10 protein-coding genes and 1 riboswitch are annotated in these 11477 nt (G+C 68.6%); of the genes, 9 read left to right on the plus strand and 1 reads right to left on the minus strand.

The features are described from left to right. Nucleotides 1–16: 16 nt before the first annotated feature. Nucleotides 17–871 (minus strand): hypothetical protein, encoded by an 855-nt coding sequence (locus ABD089_RS00040; protein ID WP_343884101.1) that lies wholly within the window; start codon nucleotides 869–871, stop codon nucleotides 17–19. 48 nt (nucleotides 872–919) lie between these two features. On the opposite strand from ABD089_RS00040, the gene ABD089_RS00045 reads away from it, so the two are divergent. The 9 genes from ABD089_RS00045 (at nucleotide 920) to ABD089_RS00085 (ending at nucleotide 11436) form a co-directional block, all read left to right on the plus strand. Then, a complete protein-coding gene (locus tag ABD089_RS00045) occupies nucleotides 920–2128 on the plus strand; it encodes an MFS transporter (RefSeq protein WP_343884102.1) in 1209 nt (402 codons plus the stop codon). After that, nucleotides 2109–2801, plus strand: a complete 693-nt coding sequence (locus ABD089_RS00050) for a uracil-DNA glycosylase (protein WP_343884379.1) — start codon at nucleotides 2109–2111, stop codon at nucleotides 2799–2801. The genes ABD089_RS00045 and ABD089_RS00050 overlap by 20 nt, the downstream gene beginning before the upstream one ends. A 31-nt stretch (nucleotides 2802–2832) precedes the next feature. Continuing rightward, nucleotides 2833–3459 (plus strand): peptide-methionine (S)-S-oxide reductase MsrA, encoded by a 627-nt coding sequence (gene msrA / locus ABD089_RS00055; protein ID WP_343884103.1) that lies wholly within the window; start codon nucleotides 2833–2835, stop codon nucleotides 3457–3459. Nucleotides 3460–3682: 223 nt separating this feature from the next. Continuing rightward, nucleotides 3683–4114 (plus strand): DUF6918 family protein, encoded by a 432-nt coding sequence (locus tag ABD089_RS00060; RefSeq protein WP_343884104.1) that lies wholly within the window; start codon nucleotides 3683–3685, stop codon nucleotides 4112–4114. 329 nt (nucleotides 4115–4443) lie between these two features. Next, nucleotides 4444–4581: riboswitch (cobalamin riboswitch) on the plus strand. A 136-nt stretch (nucleotides 4582–4717) separates the two neighbouring features. Then, nucleotides 4718–6607: a methylmalonyl-CoA mutase small subunit gene (gene mutA / locus ABD089_RS00065; RefSeq protein WP_343884105.1), complete on the plus strand. Its 1890-nt coding sequence runs from the start codon at nucleotides 4718–4720 to the stop codon at nucleotides 6605–6607. Next, entirely contained in the window at nucleotides 6604–8790 is a 2187-nt protein-coding gene (scpA, locus tag ABD089_RS00070) for a methylmalonyl-CoA mutase (RefSeq protein ID WP_343884106.1), read from the plus strand. The genes mutA and scpA overlap by 4 nt, the downstream gene beginning before the upstream one ends. Nucleotides 8791–8896: 106 nt before the next feature. Next, nucleotides 8897–9931, plus strand: coding sequence for a methylmalonyl Co-A mutase-associated GTPase MeaB (gene meaB / locus ABD089_RS00075; RefSeq protein WP_343884107.1), 1035 nt, complete (start codon nucleotides 8897–8899; stop codon nucleotides 9929–9931). A gap of 93 nt (nucleotides 9932–10024) precedes the next feature. Further along, on the plus strand, nucleotides 10025–10489 hold the full coding sequence (locus ABD089_RS00080; RefSeq protein ID WP_343884108.1) for a transporter substrate-binding domain-containing protein: 465 nt from the start codon (nucleotides 10025–10027) through the stop codon (nucleotides 10487–10489). Further along, on the plus strand, nucleotides 10486–11436 hold the full coding sequence (locus ABD089_RS00085; protein ID WP_343884109.1) for a cation diffusion facilitator family transporter: 951 nt from the start codon (nucleotides 10486–10488) through the stop codon (nucleotides 11434–11436). Before ABD089_RS00080 ends, ABD089_RS00085 begins: the two co-directional genes overlap by 4 nt. The last annotated feature ends 41 nt before the right edge of the window (nucleotides 11437–11477 follow it).

Raw genomic sequence — 11477 nt, forward strand, 5'->3', positions numbered from 1 at the left:
GGGCGCCTCGTGTTGCTCAGCTTTCGTCGAGGTCGGCGTCCTCGGATGCCTCGTCGGAGCTCGGAACGTGCCGATTGATCGTGGCCTGGCCCATCACCAGGTCCAATTGCAGGCGACCAAGACCTTTGCCGACACGGTAGGCGTCGACGGAGATGCCGTCTGGCCAGGAGATTCGGGCCAACTGGGAGCGCCCCTGCACCTCGACGTCCGCCTCCTCGTCCAGGGTGAGGGTGAGCTGCCCGGACTCGCTACGGATGCGGGTGCTGCCGCTGAACGAGCCGGTCAGGGTCACCTGCCCCGCCTGGAAGAGCGCGCGGCCGATGCCCTCGACTCCGGTCAGGGTGGCCGTGCCGCCGGTGACGCGGACGTGGGCCAGCGTGGGCATCCCCGTGACGACCAGGGAGCCGCCTGTCACTTCGACGTCCAGAGCCAGATCGGGGTTCACCCGGACGACGAGTTCGCGCCCCATGCCAAGGCGCTTCAACGTGTCGAGCGCGTCCAGCGAGCGCAGCCCAAGTGCCGGCCCGAGCAGGGCCAGCGCATCCTTGCCGGGAAGTTCACCGTCCGCGACGATCTCGACGATGCGACCGTCCCTGGTGGTGGAGTGCGGGCCCTCGACGTGCAGGTTCGCCACGCTGGGGTCGCCGATGATGCTGACTCGGCGTCCGGTGGCGCGGACCTCGACGCGGTCGAGGGCGGTGGTCATCTGTTCTGCCTGGTGGCGGGGTTCACTGATCTGCCGGGTCACCTCGGAGCGCAACTGGCCCAGCAGCGGTGAGCCGGCGAGCTGGGCCGACGTGGCCAGGTCGTTCGCGGCGTCCGCGAGCCCACGGGCGACGTCGAACCAAGAGGGGGACGAGTTCTCGCTCATGCTTCCACGGTAGTCCGGGGCTCCACGCGCCAGCGGTAACCTTGGGCAATGCCCCCCTCGTCCGTCCCGTCGCGTCGCGGCTTGCCCGGACAGGGTCTCCCCCGCGACGTCATCGTACTGGGCGTGATCGCCTTCTGCGTGGCCGTCGGTTTCGGGGTGCTGGTGCCGGTGCTGCCGATCTTCGCCCGTTCCTTCGAGGTTGACAACCTGATGGTGGGCGCGGTGATCTCGGCGTTCGCCTTCATGCGGCTGGTGACCAGCCCGTGGTGCGCGCGGTTCAACCGGTGGCTCGGCGAGCGCACCGCCTTGGGCATCGGCATGTTCATCGTCGCCGCGTCCTCGGCGGCCGCGGGACTCTCGCAGAGCTTTTGGCAACTGCTGGTGATGCGAGGGGTCGGCGGCATCGGGTCGGCCATGTTCACGGTGGCCGCGATGACCCTGCTGCTGCGGGCGGTCACACCGGAGCAGCGTGGCCGGGCCAGCGCCTTCTACTCGGGGGGCTTCCTGATCGGCGGCATGGCCGGCCCCGCCGTGGGCGGCCTGTTCGCGGCGATCTCCATCACGGCCCCCTTCTTCTTCTATGCCGCGACCTTGATGGTCGCCGGCATGGTCGGGCTGACGATGCTGGGCCGGACCGATGCCGGGCCGCTGCAGGACTCCCGCCCCGTGATGGAACTGTCCGAGGCGCTGCCGGACGTCCGCTACCGGGCCGCCTTGCTGACGAACTTCGCGCAGGGCTGGCAGTCCTTCGGGGTGCGCAGTTCACTCGTCCCGGTGCTGGTGGTGGAGTCCTTGCACCAGCAGCCCTCCACGACCGGCGTCCTGTTCGCGATCGCTGCCGTGGTGCAGACCATCGCGCTGGGGCCCTCGGGACGAATCGTTGACACGCTCGGACGACGTCCCGTGATGGTCGCGGCCGGGCTGGTGACCGGTGCCGCCGCACTGGCGATGCCCTGGGCCGGAAATGTCTGGCTCCTCGGTGCAGTGCTGTGTGTCTATGGGCTGGGGTCGGCGATGCACTCGACCGCACCCACCGCCGTGGTCGGGGACGTGACCGGCGGCCGCGCCGGCACGCCGATCGCGGTCTTCCAGATGATGAGCGACGTCGGTGCAATCATCGGCCCGCTGGCTGCAGGTGCCCTGGCCGATCGCGGCGGTATGGCTTCCGCCTTCACGGTTGGCGCCGTCTTCCTGCTTGCCGGTGCCGCCCTGAGCTGGAAGATGCCGAAGGAGACCAATCGTGAAGCCACTGTCTGAACTGGTCGCGCCGGACTGGGCCGAGGCGCTCGCTCCGGTCGAGCCCCAGGTGCGCGCGATGGGTCACTTCCTGCGCGGCGAGATTGCCGCCGGTCGCTCCTACCTGCCAGCGGGTGACAGCGTGCTGCGCGCCTTCACCCGTCCGCTGTCGGGAGTTCGGGTGCTGCTGGTTGGACAGGACCCCTACCCCACCCCCGGCCACCCGGTCGGGTTGTCGTTCTCGGTGGAGCCGGACGTTCGCCCACTACCCCGCAGCTTGGTGAACATCTACTCAGAGCTCCGGGACGACCTGGGCATCGAACCGCCCCAGCACGGTGATCTGGGCGCGTGGTTCGACCAGGGTGTGCTGCTGCTGAACCGCGTGCTCACCGTCCGTCCGGGGGCCCCCGGATCGCACCGCGGCAAGGGCTGGGAGGTCGTGACCCAGCGTGCGATAGAGGCACTCGTCGAGCGCAGCGGGCCGTGTGTGGCGGTCTTGTGGGGACGTGATGCGCAAACCTTGACGCCCGTGCTGGGCGGCATGCCGACGATCGCGAGCCCGCACCCCTCGCCGTTGTCGGCGCGCTCGGGCTTCCTCGGCTCGCGGCCCTTCAGCCGCGCGAACGAACTGCTCGCCCAACAGGGTGCCGACCCGATCGACTGGAGAATTCCCGCGTTCGATTCGCCGAGCTGAATCGTCGGGATCGCGAGCTACCCTTGCGGTCATGTTCGAGCGCTTCCGTGTCGACCCGTCCACGCTGCCACCGCTGCCCGGCCGGCAGGAACCGGTGCTGCAGATGCCCTTCTTCCACCGGATCTTCGGTGACCCGATCGACCGGGAGATCCCCGGCACCGAGGTCGCCCACCTGGCGCTGGGCTGTTTCTGGGGCGCGGAGAAGCTCTACTGGAACACCGACGGGGTCCGCCTGACCGGCGTCGGCTACCAGGGCGGGACGACCCCGAACCCCACCTATGAGGAGGCCTGCTCCGGGCGCACCGGGCACGCCGAGACCGTCAGGGTCGTCTTCGACCCGTCCGCGGTCAGCTACGAAGACCTGCTGCGGGTCTTCTTCGAGAACCATGACCCGACCCAGGGCAACCGGCAGGGCAACGACATCGGGACGCAGTACCGGTCGGCAATCTTCACCATGGGGGATGAGCAGCAGGCCGCCGCCGAGAGGGTCCGGGACCAGTACCAGCGCGCGTTCACGGAGGCCGGTTTCGGCCAGATCACCACGCAGATCGTGCCAGCGCCTGACTGGTACTGGGCCGAGGACTACCACCAGCAGTATCTGGAGGCCAACCCCAACGGCTACTGCCCCATCCACGCGACGGGTGTGACCTGCGGCTGAGCTTGCCCGCTCAACCCTCGCGGGACGCGGACGGGGTGCTCGCGGGACGCGGACGGGGTGCTCGCGGGACGCCTGCGGGTTGCGGAAGCCGGCTGACGGTGTAGGACAGGCCGGGAGCGCTGAATTCCTCCCCGGCGCCGGACGAGCTGCAACAATGGGAAGGCCCCTCGAGGGCACCTGACAACGCCGTTTTCGACGGCGCCACACCGCTGGAAGGAAGACCATGACGTTCACCGCCAGCCTGCTCGACCCGGCCAAGCGTCCGCAGGTCGTCGCCGCCATCGCGAAGGTCCTCGACGAGGAGGTCAGCTCGAAGTCCGGGCTGTCGGGCATTGCCCTGAAGGGTGCCTATGCCAGCGCCAAGAAGGCGAAGGAGGGAATCGTCGAAAAGGGCGCGAATGCGATGCTCCCCGACGTCGCCGCAGCCCTGCAGCCCTATTGGGAGGGCAAGGGAGACCAGTCCTTCGCCGCCCACCTGACCCAGCACAAGTCCGCTGTTGCGGACGCACTGCTCAAGGTCGTGGACGACAAGGCCGCCAACCCCGACAACGCCACCCTGGCGAAGATCTACAAGCCGATCCGCGGCAAGGCAAAGGGCTATGTCGAGGAGGCGCTGCCCAAGCTCGGCGCTGCGCTGGAGCCCTTCGTCAACTGAGGAAGCGGATCGACTGATCCCGAACCCGTCTGCGGCCTGCCACCTCTCCTCGGTGCGGACAGTGAAGGCGACGGGTTGTCCGCCGGTCCTTCGACATCACGGCGATCAAGGACGGCATCCCGGTGCGCGACCAGGTGTCGGCCGATGATCCAGACCGTCACCGGAGGTCGCGGCGGGCGCGGCGGCCGATTCCCACGGCTGGCGCCGTCCCCCTGGGTGTGGGGTGCCAGATGCACATCCTGACAGTCCCCCACACGGGCGCGGCTGGGGCAGACGTCCGATGAATGGACGGGATTCGCACCCCCCTTGCCCGCGCGAAGAGCGGCACCGCTAGGGTTGGGAGTGCTGGTTCGAACCTCCCGAAAGGGTGGTCGGCATGAGGGAATCCGGTGCAATTCCGGAGCTGTCCCGCAACGGTGACTGGGTCTCCCAGAAGTCCGAATACCTGCCAGCAGGGCACGGCAGCCAGTCGTGACCACCGGGACGAGGCGTCCGAGAGCAGTCCTGCAGGGTGTTCTTGGAGCAACGCCCCACCCGCGCGGCCGAGGAGCCACCAGCCAGGTCGTCCAAACGGACGACGAACTCATCGGAGCAGGAGTTGTGATGACAACCACCCAGCCGGGCGCGATCGAGGGCGGTGGCGGGCTCACGCTCGCCGGCGACTTCGACTCCCCGTCCATGGACCAGTGGCAGGCTGCGGTCGCCAAGGTCCTCAACAGGGGCCGTCCCGAGGACAAGCAGCTCAGTGGCGAACAGAGTGTCGCCCGGCTGCGCACCACCACGGTCGACGGCATCGAGATCGAGCCCGTCTACACCCTGGACGATGCCGTCGAGGGCCTAGGTGCCCCCGGCACCATGCCCTTCACCCGCGGCACGACCGTGCGCAACGGCGACATGGACGCATGGGACGTGCGTGCACTGCACGAGGACCCTGACACGACCTTCACCCGCGAGGCGATCCTGACCGATCTCGAGCGGGGCGCCACCAGCCTGTGGCTGCGCCTCGACCCGGACGCGATCAAGGCCGACGACCTCGTCAACAACCTCAAGGACGTTCTGCTCGACCTGGTCAAGGTCGAGGTCTCCAGCCGCACCGATCAGTTTGCTGCGGCGGATGCGCTGCTCGGCCTCTACGAGGGCAGCGGCAAGGACAAGTCCGAGCTGAGCCTCAACCTGGGCCTTGACCCGATCGGCCTGGCCGCCCTGAACGGCTCCCAGCCCGACCTGTCCGGCCTGGCGGACTACGCGAAGAAGCTCGACGGCATGCCCAAGTCGCGTGCGATCGTCGTCGACGCCACCGTCTGGCACAACGCCGGCGCCGGTGACGTGCACGAGATGGCCTGGGCGCTGGCGACCGGCGTCGAATACGTCCGCGCGCTGGTCGACCAGGGCCTGAGCGTCGACGAGGCCTTCGAGACGATCAACTTCCGCGTCAGCGCCACCACCGACCAGTTCGCAACCATCGCCCGCCTGCGCGCCCTGCGCACCTGCTGGGCCCGGATCGGCGAGGTGCTGGAGGTGTCGGCCGACAAGCGCGGCGCCCGCCAGCATGCGGTCACGTCGTGGCGCGAGATCACCCGCGACGACCCCTACGTCAACGTGCTGCGCGGCACCATCGAGACCTTCGGTGCGGCCATCGGCGGCGCCGAGGCGATCACGGTGCTGCCCTTCAACACCGCTTGGGGCCTGCCCACCGCCTTCGCCCGCCGCATCGCGCGCAACACGCAGATCGTGCTGGCCGAGGAGTCGAACATCGGACGGGTCAACGACCCGGCTGGTGGTTCTTGGTACGTGGAGAGCCTGACCCAGAAGCTGGCCGAGGCGGCGTGGACCGAGTTCCAGGCCGTCGAGGCCGCGGGCGGCATGGTCGCTGCGCTGGCTGCCGGACGCGTGCCATCCGAGCTGGAGAAGGTCGTCGGCGAGCGCGCCAAGCGCCTGGCCACCCGCAAGCAGCCGATCACCGGTGTCTCGGAGTTCCCGAAGATCGACGAGACCGCTCCCGAGGTGCGCACCCGTCCCGAGGCCCCGGCCCACGCGGGACTGGCGATGCACCGTGATTCGGAGGTCTTCGAGGCGCTGCGCGACCGCGTGGCCGGCTCGGATGCCAAGGTCTTCCTCGCGTGCCTCGGTGCGCGTCGCGACTTCGGTGGTCGCGAGGGCTTCGCGTCCAACTTCTTCCAGGTCGCTGGTCTGCAGACGCCCTCCAGCGAGGGCGGCGAGGCGGCCGACGTGGTGAAGGCTTGGCAGGATGCCGGCTCGCCCAAGGTGGCGTGCCTGTGCTCCAGTGCGAGGGTCTACGCCGAACAGGCGCTGCCCGTCGCGAAGGCCCTGAAGGAGGCCGGCGCCGAGAAGGTCATGCTCGCCGGCAGCCTGAAGGAGCTGGGTGAATCCGCCGCCGAGGCCGAGAGTGTCATCAGTGGCACCATCGCGCTGGGCGCCGATGCGGTCACCGTCCTGAACGAGACCCTAGACACGTTGGGAGTTGCGAAGTGAGCACCCTGCCACGTTTTGACCAGGTCCAGCTGGGAGAGGTGGCGGCCCCGGCGGACGCCATGGCCCAGTTCGAGCAGCTGCTCGCCGCCGGCCCCTCCGCCGAGGAGTGGGTCACGCCCGAGCAGATCCCCGTCGAACACCTCTATGGTGACGACGTCTACTCCGAGATGGACCACCTGAACACCATGCCGGGCATCGCACCCTTCCTGCGCGGCCCCTACGCGACGATGTACACCTCACGTCCGTGGACGATCCGCCAGTACGCGGGCTTTTCCACCGCCGAGGAGTCCAATGCCTTCTACCGCCGCAACCTCGCGGCCGGTCAGAAGGGCCTGTCGATCGCGTTCGACCTCGCGACCCACCGTGGTTACGACTCGGACCACCCGCGCGTGACCGGTGACGTCGGCATGGCCGGCGTGGCGGTCGACTCGATCCTCGACATGCGCCAGCTCTTCTCGGGCATCCCGCTCGACCAGATGTCCGTGTCGATGACGATGAACGGCGCCGTGCTGCCGATCCTCGCCCTCTACGTCGTGGCAGCCGAGGAGCAGGGGGTGAAGCCGGAGCAGCTGCAGGGAACCATCCAGAACGACATCCTCAAGGAGTTCATGGTTCGCAACACCTACATCTACCCGCCGGTGCCCTCGATGCGGATCATCTCCGACATCTTCGCGTTCACCAGCGCGAACATGCCGAAGTTCAACTCGATCTCCATCTCCGGCTACCACATGCAGGAAGCCGGGGCGACGGCCGACATCGAGATGGCCTACACGCTGGCCGACGGTGTCGACTACATCCGCGCCGGTGAGTCGGTGGGCCTGCAGGTGGACCAGTTCGCCCCCCGCCTGAGCTTCTTCTGGGCGATCGGCATGAACTTCTACATGGAGGTCGCCAAGATGCGCGCGGCCCGAATCCTGTGGGCACGCCTCGTGCGCCAGTTCGGGCCCAAGAACGACAAGTCGATGAGCCTGCGTACGCACTCGCAGACCTCCGGCTGGTCGCTGACCGCGCAGGACGTGTACAACAACGTGATCCGCACCTGTGTCGAGGCCATGGCCTCGACCCAGGGCCACACGCAGTCGCTGCACACCAACGCGCTCGACGAGGCCATCGCGCTGCCGACCGACTTCAGCGCTCGCATCGCCCGCAACACGCAACTCTTCCTCCAGCAGGAGTCGGGCACGACCCGGGTCATCGACCCGTGGGCCGGCTCGTACTACGTGGAGAAGCTCACCCAGGACCTTGCCAACAAGGCCTGGAAGCTGATCCAGGAGGTCGAGGAGGCCGGAGGCATGGCCAAGGCCATCGAGCAGGGCATCCCGAAGATGCGCATCGAGGAGGCGGCTGCCCGCACCCAGGCGCGCATCGACTCGGGTCGCCAGCCGGTGATCGGCGTCAACAAGTACCAGCTCGATTCGGACGACCCGCTGGACGTCCTCAAGATCGACAACGCCACCGTGCGCGCCCAGCAGATCGCCAAGCTGCAGCAGCTGCGTTCCGAGCGCGACGAGGCGGCCACCCAGGCCGCCCTGGAGAAGCTCACCTGGGCCGCGGCCAACCCCGACCCCACCGATGCCGAGCGCAACCTGCTCAAGCTGGCCATCGACGCCGCGCGCGCCAAGGCTTCCGTGGGCGAGATCTCGGACGCACTCGAGAAGGAGTTCGGGCGCTACACGGCGCAGATCCGTACGATCTCTGGTGTGTACTCCAAGGAAGCAGCCGGTGACGAGCAGCTCGAGCAGGCCCGCCAGGCCGTCGAGGCGTTCGAGGAGGCCGAGGGTCGTCGTCCGCGCATCATGATCGCCAAGCTGGGCCAGGACGGCCACGACCGAGGCCAGAAGGTCATCGCCACGGCGTTCGCCGACCTGGGCTTCGACGTCGACGTGGGCCCGCTGTTCCAGACCCCCGAGGAGGCTGCCGCCCAGGCCAATGAGGCCGACGTGCACGTCGTTGGCGTCTCCTCGCTCGCAGCCGGTCACCTCACGCTGGTGCCCGCGCTGCGCGCCGAGCTGGACAAGCTCGGGCGGTCCGACATCCTGATCGTCGCTGGTGGCGTCATCCCCGAGCAGGACTTCGAGGAGCTCCGCCAGGCCGGCGCGGTGGACATCTACCCGCCGGGCACCAACATCCCTGCCTCCGCCATCCGCCTGCTGGGCGAAATGCGCAAGGCCATGGATGCCTGATCAGGACGCGTCCGCCAGGACGATCGTCTGACCGGTCGGGCGGCCCGGGTTTACTCGGGCCGCCCGACCTTTTCCACATCACCACCCAGAACCCAGGAAGGTACTCATGCCCCGCAAGTTCGACGTCCCCGCCCTCGTCGAGGGAGTGCTGGCCGGCAATCGTTCCGCGGTGGCCCAGTCGATCACGCTGGTGGAGTCGAAGCTGCCGGCGCACCGTCCGCTGGCCAAGGAACTGCTGCAGCACCTCACCTCCCCCGAGGTGCGCGGCTCGCGCGAGCCGGCGGTCCGGGTCGGCATCAGCGGCGTCCCCGGGGCGGGAAAGTCGACCTTCATCAACGCGATGGGCATGCGCCTGGTCGAGCAGGGCCACCAGGTGGCCGTGCTCGCCGTCGACCCCTCCAGCTCCCGCACCGGCGGATCGGTGCTCGGTGACCGCACCCGAATGGGCGAACTCACCCAGACCGAGGCCGCCTTCGTGCGCCCCTCCCCCAGCGGCCAGCACCTGGGCGGCGTCGCCCGGGCCACCCGCGAGGCCATGCTGGTCGTCGAGGCTGCCGGTTTCGACGTCGTCATCGTCGAGACGGTCGGCGTCGGACAGTCCGAGGTGGCCGTGAAGGGCATGGTCGACACCTTCTTGATGCTCGCCGTCTCCGGCACCGGGGACCAGCTGCAGGGCATCAAGCGCGGCATCCTCGAGATCTGTGACGTGATCGCGGTCAACAAGGCGGACGGTGACAACGCCGGCGAGGCGCGCGTCTGCGCGCGCGACCTGTCGATCGCCATGAAACTCGTCACCGAGGCGACGGCCGGTCGCCGTTGCCCGGTGCTCACCTGTTCTGCCCTGCACAAGATCTCCTTGGACGAGGTGTGGGCGGCGGTGCTGGAGCACCGCACCTGGCTGGAGGAGCACGGCGGGCTGGAGCACTACCGCTCCGAGCAGCAGGTTGTTTGGATGCGCTCCCAGATCGAGGCCGCATTGCTGGACTCCCGGCGCGCGAACGAGACCCTGCGCAGCCTCACCTCCCAGCTGGAATCGGACGTGCGGGCCGGACGGCTGGGCGCGATGGACGCGGCCCAGGACTTCCTGGCCATCTACGCCACCCAGGTCGCCAGCTTCGGCTGGGAACCGCGCGAGCACTAGCCGGGACTCCGCCCCACGGGGGTGTGGTCACACAGCCGTCCAACTGCCACGATGTCGCTGCCGAGGCCCGCTCGGTCGACCACCGGAGGAGCCATGCGCCACCTGATCGCCCCACTGCTGGGCGTTGCTCTGCTCATGGGTTGTTCCATTCCCCGTGACCCGGACCATACGCTCGCGCACATCGACCAGACCCACGAGATGGTGGTCGGTGCCGCGGTCTGCCCACCCCAGCTCGAGCTGGACGACGCGGGGCAGCCCACCGGTCCGGAAGCAGAGCTCGCGGAAGGTTTCGCAGCCGTCCGCGGGGCGAGCGTAACTTGGGTCGTCGCCGGCGAGGAGGAACTGGTCAAGAAGCTCGAGGACGGTGAGCTGGACCTCGTCGTCGGCGGGCTGACCACCAAGTCACCGTGGAAGAGCAAGGTCGGCCTGACCCGCGCCTACGCCGAGCAGATCGACGACCACGGCGACCGGGTCAAGCGCGTCGTCGCGGCGCCGTTGGGTGAGAACGCGCTGGTGACTGCCCTCGAGCGCTGGTTCGACGACGGGATGCCGCGGTGACCCAGTTCGGGCACACGAAGCTGCCGGCCGAGCAGCAGCAGGCCCTGCGCACGGGACGTCGGCTCCAGATCTTCTCCATCTGCTACCTGTTGGTGACCGTCACCCTGGTCGCCATCGTGATGGGCAGCTCGCAGGCGATGAAGGCGGCCTGGATCGAGGACTGCCTGAGCTTCCTGCCGCCGATCGCCTTCCTCGTCGCCCTGAAGCAGGCGCGCAAGCAGCCCGACCGGGAGCATCCCTATGGCTATCACCGTGCCATCGGGGCCGCGCACCTGGCCGCCTCCGTGGCCCTGCTGACACTCGGCGCCTATGTGCTCTTCGAATCGGTGATGACGCTGGTCAACCAGGAGCACCCGACCATCGGCACGGTGGAGATCTTCGGGCGCACCATCTGGACGGGCTGGCTGATGATCGCGGTGCTGGCGTTGACGGGCTTCCCGAACGTCCTGCTGGGCCGGATGAAGATGAAGGTCGCCGAGACGCTCCATGACAAGGTGCTGTTCGCCGACGCTGACATGAACAAGGCGGACTGGCAGACCGCCACCGGCGCCATCGCGGGCATCCTCGGCATCGGTCTGGGTTTGTGGTGGGCCGACTCGCTGGTGGCCGCCTTCATCGCCGCCTCGATCGTCAAGGACGGCTGGTCGAACCTGGGCAATGCCCTCGCCGGTCTGCTGGACCGCCAGGCCAGAACCTTCGACGACGCCAAGGACCACCCGGCCATCGACCAGGTGACCCGCTTCTTCAAGGGCATGCCCTGGGTCGACGAGGTGCTGGTGCGCATGCGCGACGAGGGCCATCTCTTCCACACCGAGGTCTTCGTGGTGCCCGTGGCGGACGTCGACCTGGACCAGGTGGACGCTGCCCGCGATGCGGCCGCCCGGTTGGACTGGAAGCTGGACGATCTCCAGGTCATCCCCGTGAAGCGGCTGCCGGGCGACGACTGAGTTCAAGACGAGACGTGGAACGGCCCCGGAGCAGTTGCTCC

The organism is Luteococcus sanguinis (assembly GCF_039527675.1).
Taxonomy (GTDB): domain Bacteria; phylum Actinomycetota; class Actinomycetes; order Propionibacteriales; family Propionibacteriaceae; genus Luteococcus; species Luteococcus sanguinis.